Raw genomic sequence first — 14,642 nt, forward strand, 5'->3', positions numbered from 1 at the left:
GCCGCCATGAGCAGTGTGGAAGTCCCGCGTCGAACGACCGGTTGCCCCGTGGCGCATGGTGCGCTGTCCGCCGAGCGCACGCCGACCGGGTGCCCGGTCAGCCTGCGCGCCGCCGACTTCGACCCCTTCGAGGACGGCTACCAGCAGGACCCGCCCGAGTACGTGCGATGGGCGCGCGAGAAGGAGCCGATCTTCTGGAGCCCGAAGCTCGGCTACTGGGTGGTCACGCGCTATGACGACATCAAGGCGATCTTTCGCGACAACATCACCTTCAGCCCGTCCATCGCGCTCGAAAAGATCACGCCGACCGGCGACGAGGCGAACGCGGTGCTCGCGTCCTACGGCTTCGCGCTGAACCGCACGCTGGTCAACGAGGACGAGCCGGCGCACATGCCGCGCCGCCGCGCGTTGATGGACCCGTTCACGCCCGAGGAACTCAAGCACCACGAACCGATGGTGCGACAGCTCGCGCGCGAGTACGTCGACCGCTTCATCGACGACGGCCGCGCCGACCTCGTCGACCAGATGCTCTGGGAAGTCCCCCTGACCGTGGCCCTGCATTTCCTCGGCGTGCCCGAAGAAGACATGGACACGCTGCGCAAGTACTCGATCGCGCACACGGTCAACACCTGGGGCCGCCCGAAGCCGGAAGAGCAGGTGGCTGTCGCGCATGCAGTTGGCAACTTCTGGCAGTTCGCCGGCCAGGTGCTCGACAAGATGCGGCAAGACCCCGAAGGCGGCGGCTGGATGCAGTACGGCCTGCGCAAGCAGCGTGATCTGCCCGAGGTCGTTACCGACTCGTACCTGCACTCGATGATGATGGCCGGCATCGTCGCGGCCCACGAGACCACGGCCAACGCTACCGCCAACGCGATGAAGCTGCTGCTGCAGCACCCCGACGCCTGGCGCGACATCTGCGAAGACCCGAGCCTGATCCCCAACGCGGTCGAGGAATGCCTGCGGCACAACGGCTCGGTCGCGGCATGGCGCCGCATCGTGACAGCCGATGCGCAGGTGGGCGGCGTCGATCTTCCTGCCGGCTCGAAGCTGCTGATCGTCACCTCGTCGGCCAATCATGACCAGGCCCATTTCGCGGACGCCGACCTGTTCGACATCCGGCGCGACAACGCGAGCGACCATCTCACCTTCGGCTACGGCTCGCATCAGTGCATGGGCAAGAACCTGGCGCGCATGGAGATGCAGATCTTCCTGGAGGAGTTCACGCGCCGGCTGCCGCACATGCGCCTGTCGCCGCAAGAGTTCTCGTACGTGCCCAACACCTCGTTCCGGGGGCCGGAGCATCTGTGGGTCGAATGGGAGCCGGCCCACAACCCCGAGCGCACACAGGCCGCGCTGCGCGATCCCGAGGTCGCCGTGCCCGTGCGGCTCGGCGAACCCTCGAAGGGCGCGATCACGCGGCCGGTGGTTGTCGAGAGCGTCGCGCGGGTGGCGGACGGCATCGTCAAATTGCGGCTCGTCGCGCCGGACGGCCGGCCGATGCCGCGCTGGACGCCAGGTTCGCACATCGACATCGAATGCGGCCATCCGGAACGCTCGCGGCAGTATTCGCTGTGCGGCGACCCCGACGACGTGAGCGCGCTGGAGATCGCGGTGCTGCGCGAGCCCGACGGCCGTGGTGGCTCCGAGTGGGTGCATTCGAACGTGAAGGCCGGCGACAAGCTCAAGATCCGAGGTCCGCGCAATCACTTCCACCTCGACAAGTCGGCGAAGAAGGTGATCTTCATCGCAGGGGGCATCGGCATCACGCCCGTGAGTGCCATGGCCAGACGCGCAAAGGCTCTGGGCATCGACTACGCGCTGCACTACAGCGGTCGTTCGCGCGCCAGCATGGCGTTGGTCGACGAACTGGCCGGACTGCACGGTGAGCGATTGGTCGTCTACGCCGGCGACGAGGGCCGGCGCAATGATCTGATGGCGCTTCTCGCCACGCCCGAACCCGGCACCCAGATCTACGCCTGCGGACCGGTGCGGATGCTGTCGGCACTGGAGGCGCACTGCGCCGCGTGGCCCGAGGACGCGCTGCATGTCGAGCATTTCGAGTCGACCCTCCGAACCCTGGACCCCTCGCGCGAACACGCCTTCGACGTCGAGTTGAAGGATTCGGGCATCGTCGTGCACGTGCCGGCCGACCAGACCGTGCTGAGCGCTCTGCGCGCGGCCAACATCGACGTGCAGAGCGATTGCGAGGAGGGGCTCTGCGGATCGTGCGAGGTGCGCGTGCTGGCCGGCAAGGTCGACCACCGCGACGTCGTGCTCACGCGCGCCGAACGCGAGGCCGACACGAAGATGATGACGTGCTGCTCGCGCGCCTGCAGTGGTGGCGGCAGGCTGGTCCTGGAACTGTGATCGGCCGATCCGCAGGCTAGCCGCTGAACTCGACTTCGGCCTCGATCTCGACCGGAATGTCGAAGGGCAGTTCCGCCAGGCCGACCGCGCTGCGCGCATGGGCGCCGATTTCGGGGCCGTAGAGCTGGATGATGAGGTCCGAGAACCCGTTGATCACGGCCGGCATCCGATGGAAGCCCGGCGCCGTGTTGACCATGCCGAACACGCGCACCCAGGCCGTGACGCGGTCCAGGTCGCCGATGGCGCGCTGCAGGCTCGCAAGCATGCCGAGGGCGGTGAGCCTGGCTGCCTGATAGCCCTGCTCGATCGTGAGTTCGCGCCCGACCTTGCCGAGCGGCTGGGCGAGCGTTCCGTCGCTGTTCTGCGGTCCATGGCCCGAGATCAACGCCCGCTGGCCCGAGAGGCGCACCCAAGGAAAAGGCAACGACACGCCCGGCGGCATCGCGATGGGCGGAGGCAGCACCAGTCCCAGCGATTGGAGTTTGCTTTCGATGCGATTCATGACTCACCTCGCGCCCTGACATCCGCGACCACACGCGCATACCGCTGAAAGCTCCAGTACGCGCTGGCCCAATCCATCAGCACCACGATGCGGTTGCGAAAGCCGATCAGGAAATAGACGTGCGCGAACAGCCAGAAGAGCCACGCCATGCGCCCCGAGAAGCGAAGGGGGCCGAAGGGCGTGCCCAGGTCGACGACAGCCGAATTGCGGCCGATCGTCGCCAGGTTGCCGTAGTCGCGATAGCGGAAGGGCTCGGTCGGCTGGCCCGCGATGCGGCGCAGGATGTTGTCCGCCGCGGCGCGGCCCATCTGCTTGGCGCCGGGCGATACGCCGGGCACCGGCTTGGGCTCCCTGCCGGGACGGTGGCTCAGCGCGGCCGCGAGATCGCCCACCACGCTGATGTCCGGATGACCCGGCAGGCTGAGGTCCGCGAGCACCTTGACGCGGCCAGCGCGGTCCGTCTCCACGCCGATCGCATCGGCGAGCAGGCGACCCAGCGGCGAGGCGGCGACGCCCGCCGCCCAGACCACACAATTGCACTCGATGCGGTGGCTGCCCACGCCTGCGCCGCCATCGCTGAAGGGCGATTCGACCTGCAGGCCGGTCGCATCGACGGATGTCACCCGTGCGTTGAGGCGCACCTGCACGCCGAGCTTCTGCAACTGATCCTGCGCGCGCTGGCTGAGCGACTCGGGCATGGCTTGCAGCACGCGCGGGCCGCCCTCGATCAGCAGCACCTCGGCGCTGCTCGGGTCGATGTGGCGGAACTCGCCTTCGAGAGTGTGGCGGGCGATCTCGGCGAGCGTGCCGGCCATCTCCACGCCGGTCGGGCCGGCGCCGATCACGGCAAAGGTCAGCAAGGCTCGCCGGCGTGCCGGGTCTGACTCGATCTCGGCCGCCTCGAAGCTCAGGAGGATGCGGCGGCGGATCTCGAAGGCATCGGCCAGCGTCTTGAGGCCGGGCGCCATCCGCGCCCAGTCGTCGTGGCCGAAATAGCTGTGCGTCGCGCCGGCGGCGAGGATCAGGTGGTCCCAGACGAGATGGGCGCCGTCGGCCAGGCGCACTTCGCGTGCCACAGGGTCGATCTGCGTCACTTCGCCGAGCAAGGTTGTGACATTGGGTTGCCGCCGAAACAAGAGCCGCACCGGTGCTGCGATCGACGGCGCGGCGAGGCCTGCGGTCGCAACCTGGTAGAGGAGGGGCTGGAACAGGTGGTGGTTGGTCTTGTCGATCAACGTGATGTCGACGTCCGCGCGCTGCAGCCTGCGTGCGGCCTCCAGTCCGCCGAACCCGCAGCCGACGATGACGATGTGGGGCCGGCCTGTTTTGCTCATTCGCCGGATGATACGCAGGGCCTTGGCACGCGCGAGCGACTTGTGCCAAAGTGTCGCGTTCCGCTGCGCCGGCGTCGCGGCCCACCCGCCGCGCGATCTTGTCCTACGGCGTCGGCCTGTGTGCATGGGCTAAAAAACCGTTCAAACCAAAATTGGAGCTCCCATGAACTTCATCCGGCCGGCTTTGCCGGCGGCGGACGAACTGCGCGATCGTTTTCGATCGGTTCGCGCGCACAGCCTGGCGCTGGCAGCTCCGCTGTCGGCCGAAGACCAGTGCATCCAGTCCATGCCCGATGCCAGTCCCACGAAGTGGCACCTGGCGCACACCACCTGGTTCTTCGAGACGGTGCTGCTGCAATTGCATGCGGACGGCTATCGCGTGTTCGACCCGCGCTTTCACTATCTCTTCAATTCCTACTACGAGGCACTGGGACCGCGCCATCCGCGGCCGCAGCGTGGACTGCTGACGCGGCCGTCGCTCGACGAAGTGCATGCGTATCGCCGCCATGTCGACGAGGCGGTGGATGCGTTGCTCTGCGGCGCGCGCGAGGACGACTGGGTGGCGATCGAAGGCATCGTCACGCTCGGCCTGCACCACGAGCAACAGCACCAGGAGTTGATCGTCACCGACATCCTGCACGCGCTGTCGTGCAATCCCTTGATGCCGGCGTACCGGGCGGCGACGGCGCCGGTGTTGCGGCTGGCATCCGTAGCACCCGCGATGCGATGGCTGTCACAACCCGGCGGCGTGGTGGAGATCGGCCATGGTGGCGCAGGATTCGTGTTCGACAACGAGACGCCGCGCCATGCCGTGCTACTGCAGCCTTACGCCATCACGGACCGGCTCGTGAATTGTGGCGACTATGCGCAGTTCATCGCCGACGGTGGCTACCAGCGGCCCGAACTGTGGCTCTCCGACGGCTGGGCGGCCGTGCAGGCGCAAGGGTGGCGTGGTCCGGCTTACTGGCTCGCGCCGGACGATCCGCGCCTCGCGCACCAGGGTGCGTCGGCCGGGTGGCAGGTCTTCGGCCTGCACGGCGTGCGGCCGCTGGAAGCAGGCGCACCGGTTTCGCAACTTAGTTTCTACGAGGCCGCCGCGTATGCGGAATGGGCCGGGGCGCGTCTGCCCACGGAGTTCGAATGGGAGGCTGCGCACGACGCATCGGGCATCTCGCAGATGAGCGGCCACGTGTGGCAGTGGACGCGCTCTTCCTATGACCCGTACCCGGGCTTTCGCCCGCTCGCGGGCATCGCGGCGGAATACAACGGCAAGTTCATGGTCGGCCAACTCGTGCTGCGCGGCGGCAGCGTCGCCACGCCTGACGGGCACACGCGGCCGAGCTATCGCAACTTCTTCCCGCCGGCCGCACGCTGGCAGTTCTCGGGGCTGCGGCTCGCGAAGGACCTCTGATGGGCACTCCTGCATTCAATCTCCACGCATTCCGGGCTGCCCAACGGGCTGCGCCTCTCTCCGACTTCGCTCGCGAACTGTTCGCGGGTCTCAGTCTGGGGTCGCGGAGCATCTCGCCGAAGTTTTTCTACGACGTCGCGGGCTCGGCTCTGTTCGATCGCATCTGCGAGTTGCCGGAGTACTACCCGACACGCACCGAAGTGCGCATCCTCACCGAATCCGCGGACGAGATCGCGGCGCAGATCGGCCCCAACGCCGAGATCGTCGAGTTCGGCGCGGGATCGCTCACCAAGGTGCGGCTGCTGCTCGATGCGCTCGAAGCGCCGAAGCGCTATGTGCCGATCGACATTTCGGGAGAGCATCTCGAAGCGGCGGCGGCGCGTTTGCGCGCGGACTATCCCCATGTCATCGTCCAGCCTGTCGTGGCCGACTACACGATGCCGCTGGTGCTGCCCTCGCGAGACAAGGGCGCCGGGCAGCGGGTGGGGTTCTTCCCGGGCTCGACCTTGGGCAACTTCAGTCCTGACGAGGCCCTGGCTTTCCTGCAGCTGGCGCATCGGTTGTTGCGCGGAGGCGGCCTGCTCCTCGGCGTGGATCTCGTGAAGGACCCGGCCTTGCTGCACGCGGCCTACAACGACGCGCAGGGCGTGACGGCGGCCTTCAACCTCAATTTGCTGCGGCGCGCCAATGCCGAGCTGGATACCGACTTCGATCTTGGCGGGTTCACGCATGCGGCCTTCTACAACTCGCCGATGCGTCGCATCGAGATGCACCTTGTGAGTCGCCGGGCGCAGACCGTCACACTCGATGGTCAGCGCTTCGTCTTTGAAGAGGGCGAGACGATCCATACCGAGAACTCGCACAAGTTCACCGTGGAAGGGTTGCGCACGCTCGCCGTCAAGGCCGGCTTCCGTCCCGCTGCCGTGTGGACAGACCCTGATCACCTGTTCAGCGTTCACTGGCTTCAGGCCGCCTAGCTCGACCCGCGAAGGGAATGTGCTACTTTCGTGGATTGGCGGCGCATCGCGCCACGGAGTCAAGAAATGAAAGCAACCTGGAACGGCGTCACCGTCGCCGAGAGCGACGACACTGTGCTCGTCGAAGGCAACCACTACTTCCCGATGGATTCGCTCAACCGCGACCATGTGACCTTCAGCAACCACAAGACGACGTGCGCATGGAAGGGCACGGCGAGCTATTACTCGCTGCTGGTCAACGGCGAACTCAACACCGACGCCGCGTGGTACTACGCAGATCCCAAGCCGGAAGCGGAGATGGTCAAGGACCGCGTCGCATTCTGGAAGGGCGTGAAGGTGACGGAGTGAGCACTGCGTTCAGCCCACCTTTCACACCGCCCGATCGACTCGTTCCCACCTTGCGCCAGGACGGCTATGCCGTGCTGAGTCCGCAGGGCGTGGCCGACTGGCTCGGCGCGCCGCTGGCGCAGCTCGATGCCTTGCATGTCGATTGGGCACACCTGCCGGCCGACGAATACCTGAAGGACGGTGGCCGCTATCGCACGCGCCGCCATGCCTGTTTCACGGTCGATGAGGCCGGCGTCGAGCAAGTGCCGCATCGCGCGCATTGGCAGCCGGTCGAATACAACGCATTGCATGGCGGCATGCAGCGCTGGTTCGCGCCGATGGAGGCAGCCACTGTTGCACAACCGATCTGGCAGCGACTCATGAGCGGACTCGGCAACGTGACGAGCGGCTTGCGCGGCACGCAGCGCTGGTATGTCGAGGCGCACCAGTTCCGCATCGACACCACGGACGGCATCGGCCGCCCGACGCCGGAAGGCGCGCACCGCGATGGCGTCGACCTGGTCGCCGTCGCGCTGGTCGGCCGTCACAACATCAAGGGCGGCGAAACACGCGTGTTCGAAGCCGGCGGACGGCGCGGCGAACGCTTCACGATGACCGAGCCATGGTCCTTGCTGCTGCTCGACGACGCTCGCGTGATCCATGAATCGACCCCGATTCAGCCGCTGGTTGAAGGCGAGCCCGGCTGGCGCGACACGCTGGTCGTGACCTGCCGCGCCGGTGCATTCCAGGGCGATTGAGTTCGAGGCGCCGACCGTAGACGTCCTACATCCGAAGCCCCGGGCTTGGATGTAAATTCGAGGCCCGATTCGCCCGCGAATCCTGTGCATGAAAGAGGTCAGCCATGTTCAATCACATCCTGGTCCCGATCGACGGGTCCGAAACGTCGATGCTGGCGGTCAGCAAGGCCAGCGGGCTGGCCTTGGCCTTCGGCAGTCGCATCACGCTCATCCACGTGGTGGACAACTATCCTTTCATCGGCGTGGGCGCTGACTACGCGCTCGGCCAGAACGAATACCTTGCCGCTGCCACCAGCAGCGCGAATGCCGCGCTGGCGCGCGGCGTGGCGGCGCTGGCCGCCGAGGGCCTGCACAGCGATCAGCGTGTGATCGACGGGCACGTGGTGCACGAAGGCATCGTCGATACGGCCATCGCGATCGGCGCCGACCTGATCGTGATGGGCTCGCACGGCCGAACAGGCATCGAGAAGCTCCTGCTCGGCAGCGTGACGCAGCGCGTGCTGCAGGACGCGAAGGTGCCGGTCCTCGTGGTGAAAGGCGACCTCAGCTAGGGATCGCCAACTGACGCCCCATCAGGCGAAAGGCGGCGGGCTCTCGAAGCGGCAAGGCTTTCCATTGGCAGGGTGCTCGAATTCAAGCGTGGTCGCGTGCAGCAGCAATCTTGGCGCGCGGCGTTCAATGTCTTCATGCCCGTAGAGCGCGTCGCCGAGGATCGGATGGCCGATCGACAGAAGGTGCACGCGCAATTGATGGCTGCGTCCCGTCAGCGGCTCCAGCCACAGGTGGCTGGCCCGGCGTTCGGGCAAAGACTGCTTCACACGCCATCGCGTCTGGCTGGGCTTGCCGGCCGGGTCGACCTTCTGCAAGGGCCTTCTCGGCCAGTCCGCGATCAGCGGTGCATCGATCAATGACCATTCGTCGGTCATCGGCAGCAGGCCGTCGACGATGGCTTCGTAGCGCTTGCTCACTTGCCGGTTGGCGAAGGCGTCGCCGAGCGCGCGCTGCATGGCCGGGTTGCGCGCCATCAGGACCAGGCCGCTGGTTGCCATGTCGAGCCGGTGCACGACCAACGCGTCAGGCCAACGCCGCGCGGCGCGCGCGCTGAGGCAGTCCTGCTTGTCCTCGCCGCGGCCGGGCACGCAGAGCAGGCCGGCGGGCTTGTCGAACACCAGCAGGTGCGAGTCTTCATGGATCAGGTGCAGGTCGGTCATCGCAGGCGGAGTCTAGAAGCACCGGGCGGCTCGGCTATCCTCGTCGCGATGTCCGTTGCAGCCGCTCCCCCCAGTTCTTCCAGGTTTTCCGATCTCACGCGCGAGCGGCCCTTCATGCAACTGTGGGTTGCGCGGCTGTTCGGCACCGCCGCGAGCCAGATGCTGCTGGTCGCGATCGGCTGGCACATGTACGACCTGACCCAGAGCGCGTGGGACCTGGGGCTGGTCGGCCTCTACCAGTTCGTCCCGGCGTTGCTGCTGGCCTTGTTGGCGGGCCATGTGGTCGATCGGCGCCACCGGGGACGCATCGTTGCAGTCTGCTTCGCGGTGCAGGGCGCGGTGGCGCTGGTGCTGCTGCTCGCGGTGCACGTTGCGCACGATACGCGCGGGCTGCTGCTGGGCCTGTCCCTCGTGCTCGGCGCGGTCCGCGCGTTCCAGATGCCGGCGCAGCAGGCGCTCACGCCTTTGCTGGTGCCGCCGTTGCTGCTGCCGCGCGCGATGGCTTTCAGCTCTGCCGGCATGCAGGGCGCCATCATCGGTGGCCCGGCGTTGGGCGGTCTGCTGTTCGTGGCGGGCATGGGCGTGGTGTACGGCGCCGCCTTTGTCTGTTTCGTGGCGGCTGCCGCGCTGGTGATGCGCCTGCATTACGTCTACAAGCCGTCTGCGCGGGAGCCGGTGACGCTCAAGACCGTGCTGGCCGGCGTCGACTTCATCTGGAAGCGCAAGCCCGTCCTCGGCGCCGTGTCGCTCGATCTCTTCGCGGTGCTGCTGGGCGGCGCCGTCGCGCTGCTGCCGATCTATGCCAAGGACATTCTTCATACGGGGCCTTGGGGGCTGGGGCTGCTGCGCGGCGCGCCGGCGATCGGGGCGCTCTTCATGTCGATCATGCTCACGCGCCGGCCGATCGAGCGCCACGTGGGCCGTGCGTTGCTGATCGCGGTGGCGATGTTCGGCGTGTGCATGATCGTCTTCGGCATCTCGCGCAGCTTCATCGTGTCGTTGATCGCGCTAGCAATCTCGGGCGGTGCGGACATGGTCAACGTGGTCATCCGGCAGACGCTGGTGCAGCTCGAAACGCCTGACGCGATGCGCGGCCGGGTGAGTGCGGTCAACTCGATCTTCATCGGCGCGAGCAACCAGCTTGGCGAATTCGAGTCGGGCGCCACGGCGGCGTTGCTGGGGCCCGTGGGGTCCGTGGTGGTGGGCGGGGTGGGCACCGTGCTGGTGGCGGCAGCCTGGTTCCGGTTGTTTCCCTCGCTCGCGCAGCGGGACCGGCTCGTCAAGCTAGAACACTGAGAACGCGTAAGGCACGTCGAGCGTCACGTCGCCGAGCGGTTCGGCCACGCAGGGCAGGATCCAGCCTTCGGCCTTCTCGTCGGCGCTCACGCCCGGCCATTCGATGCGGTACCGGATCTCGCCGGCCACAAGCTTGCAGAGACAGGTCCGGCAGGTGCCGTTGCGGCACGAGCTCGGCAGTTCGATGCCACCGGCGTCGGCGGACTGGAGCAGGGTGCGGTCGGGCTCGATCTCGAAGGTGAATCCGCCCGGTTCGACGTGCGCCTTCATCACGGCCGATGCGACGGCGATTGCTGGCGACGCTGGTCGCGCAGCATGAAGAGGTAGAGGCTCTCGACCTTCTCGCGCGCCCAGGGCGTCTTGCGGAGGAACTTGAGGCTTGACGCGACGCTCGGGTCGCTGGTGAAGCAGCGCAGCGGAATCCGCTCGCCCAGCCCTTGCCAGCCGTATTCCGCCTGAAGCGCGGTCACGATGGCTTCCAGCGTGAGGCCGTGCAACGGGTTGCGCGGCTGTTTCGCTGCTGGCGTGGGCTGCGCAGGAGCGTTCACTGCTACTTGTTCTTGAGCTTGCCGCGCGGAATGACCGCCGTCGTCACCGTGCGGACCGGCTCGATGCCGGCGCCCGGCGGCTTGGGCGGAGAAGTGTCCTTCTTCGGTTTCTTGGCTTCCTTGTTCGTGCGCTGTTGACCTTTGGCCATGTAAATCTCCGGATAGATGCGAATGCGGCGGTCAGTTTAGCCTCGACGTTCCAGACTTTGGCTGCGCGGCGACAATACGGCCCTTTACGTTCGTTCCCCCGCATTCATGTCCGATTACGAAGTCCGCCCCGCCACCCTGCGCGATGCCAAAGCCATCGCCGAAGTCCACGCCGCCGCCGCCCGGGCCGCCTACGAAGGCATCCTGCCCGAGGACCAGCTGCGCGCCCTGGCGCCCACTACGCGCGAGGCCAAGTGGCGCGAAGCGATCGAGTTCAGCGAGCCGCAGGTCCAGGTTGCAGAGATCGATGGCGAAGTGGTGGGATTCGTCGGCTTCGACCGGTCGCGCGATCCCAAGACGCCGTCGACCACCGGCGAGATCTGGGCCATCTATGTGAAGCCCGAGCACTGGGGCAAGGGCGTCGGTGTCGCGTTGTGGGACGCCGCGCGCGACGGCCTCGAGGAAGAGGGCTGCACCGTGGTCACCGTCTGGGTGCCGCTGCGCAACGACCGCGCGATGCGTTTCCATGAACTCGCAGGCTTCAAGCGCGAAATGAAGACCGCCAAGACCACGGCATTCGGAGCCGTCAAGATCGAGGAAATCCGCCTCAAGCGAGCCGTTTGATCGGGCGCGCAGACAATGGCCACCAGCCTCCTGCTGCTGCTCGACGACATCGCGACGGTGCTCGACGATGTTTCCGTTCTCACCAAGGTCGCCGCCAAAAAGACCGCGGGTGTTCTGGGCGACGACCTCGCGCTGAACGCCCAGCAGGTTTCGGGGGTCAAGGCCAACCGCGAGTTGCCGGTCGTCTGGGCGGTGTGCAAGGGCTCGTTTGTGAACAAGGCGATCCTGGTGCCGGCCGCCCTGGTGATCGGGACCTGGCTGCCCTGGCTGGTGACGCCGCTGCTGATGATCGGTGGCGCATTCCTTTGCTTCGAAGGCTTCGAAAAGCTGGCGCACAAGTTCCTTCACAAGGATGAGCACGCGGCCAGCACGACGGCCCACGAGCGGGCGGTGGCGAGCGAGGAGGTCGACTTGGTCGCGGTCGAGAAGGCGAAGATCAAGGGCGCGGTGCGCACCGACTTCATCCTCTCCGCCGAAATCATCGCGATCACGCTCGGCACGGTGCAGGGCCAGCCTTTCGTCACGCAGCTGTCCGTGCTGGTGGGCATCGCGCTGGTGATGACGGTCGGCGTCTACGGCCTCGTGGCGGGCATCGTGAAGCTCGATGACGCGGGGCTCTACCTGAGCCAGCGCCAAGGCGCCGGCTCACGCGCCCTGGGCCGCGGCATCCTGGCGGCGGCGCCCTGGCTCATGAAGGGTCTGTCCGTCGCCGGCACGGCCGCCATGTTCCTCGTGGGCGGCGGGATCCTGGTGCACGGCGTTCCGGCCGTCGGCCATGGAATCGAGTCCTGGACCTCTGGTTTCGGCGGGTTTTTTGGCGGGCTGGCGTCCATGGGTGCCAGCGCCGGCGTCGGCATCATCGCCGGCGCCATCGTGCTGGCCGGCGTCGAAGTCGTGAAGAAGGCTCGCGGCAAGCGCTGAATCTGGCGGCGACAGCCCGCCGCCGCGGGCCTCAGCGCCCTTTGGCCTTGGCGCGCTGAACCAGGTCGACCCCGACGAGCGCGATGCCGAGCACCAGCGCAAACCATCCCACGATGTAGGCACCCCCGACCATTTCGCGCCAGGTGGGCGATTGCAGGAAGCTCGGCGCGATCAACACGGCCGCGCCGATCAGGATGCATAGGATGCCGCGCTCGAGCATGCGCGGCGCTCTGGAAGGTCTGGATGCCATCCGGGGAGTTTACGGGGCTGCCGCTGCTACTACTGCTGCCGCGGCGATAGGCGCGCCCGTGCTATCGAAAGCGTAGCGAACTCGCACGCAGAGACGTGGTTTTGCGCCAAATTCGTGAACCAATTCCACTGAGAAAGAGTACCGAAGAATTACATTCGTAAGTATTCGTTTCACGCACGACGTGAATCTCACTCCGGAAGAACTACATGAATTGCGTTTTCAGCATCGTCTGGAACTCATCTCAACACGGCTGGACCGTCGCGTCAGAACTCGCCGCCAGTGCCGGCAAATCAAGCACCCGGGTTCGCTCCGGTGCCGTGCAGGCCACCATAGCGGCGGCGCTGTTGGGCCTGGCCGGCACCGCGTCGGCCACCTGCTCGACCAGCGCCAATGTCATCACCTGCGACACGACTGGTGCGGCAACGGGCATTGCGGGCCAAGGCGACAACACGCCGGCCGGCACTTCGGTGATCGTGCAGCCGAAGGCGATCATCAGTTCAGGCGGGCTTCCAGCCATCAGCGTCGGCAGCAACTCGACCATCGTGATCCACGCCGGCGCCAAGGTCGAGAACAACGCGCCGGGCACCACCAACGGCAACTTCGGCGCCGGCGCCAACACCATTGAATTCCGCTCCGGGAACACGCTGACGATCGAGAAGGGTGCCAAGGTGCTGTCCACCGGGGTGGCGGGCAACGCGGAGGCGATCAACCCGATCGGAACCGGAAACCGCATCGTGAACAACGGGGAAATCCGTTCGCAGGCGGGCGGCGCGGCCATCTGGTTCGAATCGTCCACAGGCTCGAACACGATCGAGAACGGCGCGACCGGCATCATCGAATACAAGAACGGCACGGGCCCCATCATGGGGGTGTCCGGCACCATGGCGCTGGACTTCACCAACAAGGGCCAGCTGATCGGATCGCTCAATTTCGCCAATGGCGACGACACGCTCAGGATCTACAGCGGGTCGTCGATCTCCGGTGCGATCAACGGTGGCGGTGGCCGCAACCTGCTGACCTTGAACGGCACCGGCACAGGCCTGGACGCGGGTGTCTCCGGCCAGGCGATCTCGAATTTCCAGACGCTGGTGAAGAACGACAGCGGCACCTGGACCTTCAACAATTCGCTCGCAGGTACGGGCATCACCAGCACGCAGGTGGCCGGCGGCACACTGATCCTGGGCTCGGACGCCAGCGGCTACACCGGCAGCATGACGGTCGACCCGGCAGGCACGCTGCAGACCAACGCCGCTTTCATGCCGAAGGCGATCGCCGACCACGGCGTGGTGCGCTTCGAACAACCGATCGACGCCATCTACACCGGCCTGCTCACGGGTACGGGCGGCATCGAGAAGACCGGCTCGGGCAAGCTGACGTTCACGACCAACCAGGCGATCACCGGCACCACCACGATCACCGACGGCGTCCTGCAATTGGGCAACGGCGGCACGGTCGGCAAGGTGGATGGGCCCATCGTCAACAACGCGGCGCTCGTCATTCATCGCCAGGACATCATCGCCTTGGCGAAACCCATCAGCGGCACCGGCGGCGTGACCCAGTTCGGCACCGGCACGACGCTGTTCACCGCCGACAACACCTACACCGGCGGCACGACCATCACCGCGGGCACCTTGCAGCTGGGCGATGGCGGCACCACGGGCGGCGTGGTGGGCAACATCCTGAACAACGCCAGGCTGGTAGTGAACCGCTCGAACATCCTGACGCTCGCGGGCGCCATCAGCGGCAGCGGTGCGCTGCAGCAAGTGGGCAGCGGCACGACCGTGCTCTCTTCGGACAACAGCTACATCGGCGGCACGACCATCACGGCCGGCACCCTGCAGCTGGGCAATGGCGGCACTGCCGGCGGTGTGGTGGGCGACATCGTGAACAACGCGACTCTGGTCGTGAACCGCTCGGACACGCTCGATCTGCCGGGTGCCATCAGTGGCTCCGGCGCGCTCCAGCAGGT

At 66.7% G+C, this 14,642-nt stretch carries 17 protein-coding genes; 10 read left to right on the plus strand and 7 right to left on the minus strand.

Features of this window, described 5'->3' with window-relative positions:
- Nucleotides 1-6 precede the first annotated feature (6 nt).
- On the plus strand, nt 7-2,367 hold the full coding sequence (locus tag QTI04_RS33240; protein WP_286619501.1) for a cytochrome P450/oxidoreductase: 2,361 nt from the start codon (nt 7-9) through the stop codon (nt 2,365-2,367).
- 16 nt (nt 2,368-2,383) lie between these two features.
- Here the strand turns inward: QTI04_RS33240 and QTI04_RS33245 are convergent, their stop codons facing one another.
- Both QTI04_RS33245 and QTI04_RS33250 read right to left on the minus strand, forming a co-directional pair.
- Nucleotides 2,384-2,869 carry a RidA family protein gene (locus QTI04_RS33245; protein ID WP_286619502.1) on the minus strand — a complete coding sequence of 162 codons (486 nt, stop codon included), beginning with the start codon at nt 2,867-2,869 and terminating at the stop codon, nt 2,384-2,386.
- Complete coding sequence (locus QTI04_RS33250; protein WP_286619510.1) at nt 2,866-4,212, minus strand: NAD(P)/FAD-dependent oxidoreductase; 1,347 nt, start codon at nt 4,210-4,212, stop codon at nt 2,866-2,868. The genes QTI04_RS33245 and QTI04_RS33250 overlap by 4 nt, the downstream gene beginning before the upstream one ends.
- 154 nt (nt 4,213-4,366) lie before the next feature.
- Between QTI04_RS33250 and egtB the strand changes: the two genes are divergently transcribed.
- The 5 genes from egtB to QTI04_RS33275 all read left to right on the plus strand — a co-directional run bounded on the left by egtB (nt 4,367) and on the right by QTI04_RS33275 (nt 8,227).
- Nucleotides 4,367-5,614, plus strand: coding sequence for an ergothioneine biosynthesis protein EgtB (gene egtB, locus QTI04_RS33255; RefSeq protein ID WP_286619503.1), 1,248 nt, complete (start codon nt 4,367-4,369; stop codon nt 5,612-5,614).
- Nucleotides 5,614-6,591, plus strand: a complete 978-nt coding sequence (gene egtD / locus QTI04_RS33260) for an L-histidine N(alpha)-methyltransferase (protein ID WP_286619504.1) — start codon at nt 5,614-5,616, stop codon at nt 6,589-6,591. Before egtB ends, egtD begins: the two co-directional genes overlap by 1 nt.
- 66 nt (nt 6,592-6,657) lie before the next feature.
- Entirely contained in the window at nt 6,658-6,939 is a 282-nt protein-coding gene (locus QTI04_RS33265) for a DUF427 domain-containing protein (protein WP_286604312.1), read from the plus strand.
- Nucleotides 6,936-7,676: a 2OG-Fe dioxygenase family protein gene (locus QTI04_RS33270; protein WP_286604314.1), complete on the plus strand. Its 741-nt coding sequence runs from the start codon at nt 6,936-6,938 to the stop codon at nt 7,674-7,676. The genes QTI04_RS33265 and QTI04_RS33270 overlap by 4 nt, the downstream gene beginning before the upstream one ends.
- 104 nt (nt 7,677-7,780) lie before the next feature.
- Complete coding sequence (locus QTI04_RS33275; protein WP_286566834.1) at nt 7,781-8,227, plus strand: universal stress protein; 447 nt, start codon at nt 7,781-7,783, stop codon at nt 8,225-8,227.
- 21 nt (nt 8,228-8,248) lie between these two features.
- Here the strand turns inward: QTI04_RS33275 and QTI04_RS33280 are convergent, their stop codons facing one another.
- Entirely contained in the window at nt 8,249-8,887 is a 639-nt protein-coding gene (locus QTI04_RS33280; RefSeq protein WP_286604315.1) for an RluA family pseudouridine synthase, read from the minus strand.
- 48 nt (nt 8,888-8,935) lie between these two features.
- Between QTI04_RS33280 and QTI04_RS33285 the strand changes: the two genes are divergently transcribed.
- Nucleotides 8,936-10,183, plus strand: coding sequence for an MFS transporter (locus tag QTI04_RS33285; protein ID WP_286619505.1), 1,248 nt, complete (start codon nt 8,936-8,938; stop codon nt 10,181-10,183).
- Here the strand turns inward: QTI04_RS33285 and QTI04_RS33290 are convergent.
- The 3 genes from QTI04_RS33290 to QTI04_RS33300 are packed head-to-tail and all read right to left on the minus strand — an operon-like array spanning nt 10,172 to nt 10,880.
- On the minus strand, nt 10,172-10,453 hold the full coding sequence (locus QTI04_RS33290; protein WP_286619506.1) for a 2Fe-2S iron-sulfur cluster-binding protein: 282 nt from the start codon (nt 10,451-10,453) through the stop codon (nt 10,172-10,174). The two genes, QTI04_RS33285 and QTI04_RS33290, sit on opposite strands and share 12 nt — an antisense overlap.
- Nucleotides 10,453-10,731: a VF530 family protein gene (locus QTI04_RS33295; protein ID WP_286619507.1), complete on the minus strand. Its 279-nt coding sequence runs from the start codon at nt 10,729-10,731 to the stop codon at nt 10,453-10,455. The genes QTI04_RS33290 and QTI04_RS33295 overlap by 1 nt, the downstream gene beginning before the upstream one ends.
- A gap of 2 nt (nt 10,732-10,733) precedes the next feature.
- Nucleotides 10,734-10,880: a hypothetical protein gene (locus QTI04_RS33300; protein WP_286604319.1), complete on the minus strand. Its 147-nt coding sequence runs from the start codon at nt 10,878-10,880 to the stop codon at nt 10,734-10,736.
- A 106-nt stretch (nt 10,881-10,986) separates the two neighbouring features.
- Here QTI04_RS33300 and QTI04_RS33305 point away from each other — a divergent pair, with 106 nt between their 5' ends.
- Entirely contained in the window at nt 10,987-11,502 is a 516-nt protein-coding gene (locus QTI04_RS33305; protein ID WP_286619508.1) for a GNAT family N-acetyltransferase, read from the plus strand.
- Nucleotides 11,503-11,517: 15 nt separating this feature from the next.
- A complete protein-coding gene (locus tag QTI04_RS33310; protein WP_286604321.1) occupies nt 11,518-12,423 on the plus strand; it encodes a DUF808 domain-containing protein in 906 nt (301 codons plus the stop codon).
- 31 nt (nt 12,424-12,454) lie between these two features.
- On the opposite strand, the gene QTI04_RS33315 is transcribed toward QTI04_RS33310, so the two are convergent.
- On the minus strand, nt 12,455-12,643 hold the full coding sequence (locus tag QTI04_RS33315; RefSeq protein ID WP_286604322.1) for a hypothetical protein: 189 nt from the start codon (nt 12,641-12,643) through the stop codon (nt 12,455-12,457).
- 236 nt (nt 12,644-12,879) lie between these two features.
- Here QTI04_RS33315 and QTI04_RS33320 point away from each other — a divergent pair.
- On the plus strand, nt 12,880-14,642 hold a 1,763-nt coding region (locus QTI04_RS33320), incomplete at its 3' end, for an autotransporter-associated beta strand repeat-containing protein (protein ID WP_286619509.1).

This window comes from Variovorax sp. J22R115 (genome assembly GCF_030317005.1).
Taxonomy (GTDB): Bacteria; Pseudomonadota; Gammaproteobacteria; order Burkholderiales; family Burkholderiaceae_C; genus Variovorax.

Excerpts from the sequence above, each read along its gene's own strand:
- QTI04_RS33300 (WP_286604319.1), bottom strand. The coding sequence starts at position 10,880 with ATGGCCAAAGGTCAACAGCGCACGAACAAGGAAGCCAAGAAACCGAAG.
- QTI04_RS33240 (WP_286619501.1), top strand. The coding sequence starts at position 7 with ATGAGCAGTGTGGAAGTCCCGCGTCGAACGACCGGTTGCCCCGTGGCG.
- egtB (WP_286619503.1), top strand. The coding sequence starts at position 4,367 with ATGAACTTCATCCGGCCGGCTTTGCCGGCGGCGGACGAACTGCGCGAT.
- QTI04_RS33290 (WP_286619506.1), bottom strand. The coding sequence starts at position 10,453 with ATGAAGGCGCACGTCGAACCGGGCGGATTCACCTTCGAGATCGAGCCC.
- QTI04_RS33265 (WP_286604312.1), top strand. The coding sequence starts at position 6,658 with ATGAAAGCAACCTGGAACGGCGTCACCGTCGCCGAGAGCGACGACACT.
- QTI04_RS33310 (WP_286604321.1), top strand. The coding sequence starts at position 11,518 with ATGGCCACCAGCCTCCTGCTGCTGCTCGACGACATCGCGACGGTGCTC.
- egtD (WP_286619504.1), top strand. The coding sequence starts at position 5,614 with ATGGGCACTCCTGCATTCAATCTCCACGCATTCCGGGCTGCCCAACGG.
- QTI04_RS33305 (WP_286619508.1), top strand. The coding sequence starts at position 10,987 with ATGTCCGATTACGAAGTCCGCCCCGCCACCCTGCGCGATGCCAAAGCC.
- QTI04_RS33275 (WP_286566834.1), top strand. The coding sequence starts at position 7,781 with ATGTTCAATCACATCCTGGTCCCGATCGACGGGTCCGAAACGTCGATG.
- QTI04_RS33245 (WP_286619502.1), bottom strand. The coding sequence starts at position 2,869 with ATGAATCGCATCGAAAGCAAACTCCAATCGCTGGGACTGGTGCTGCCT.
- QTI04_RS33280 (WP_286604315.1), bottom strand. The coding sequence starts at position 8,887 with ATGACCGACCTGCACCTGATCCATGAAGACTCGCACCTGCTGGTGTTC.
- QTI04_RS33315 (WP_286604322.1), bottom strand. The coding sequence starts at position 12,643 with ATGCTCGAGCGCGGCATCCTATGCATCCTGATCGGCGCGGCCGTGTTG.
- QTI04_RS33285 (WP_286619505.1), top strand. The coding sequence starts at position 8,936 with ATGTCCGTTGCAGCCGCTCCCCCCAGTTCTTCCAGGTTTTCCGATCTC.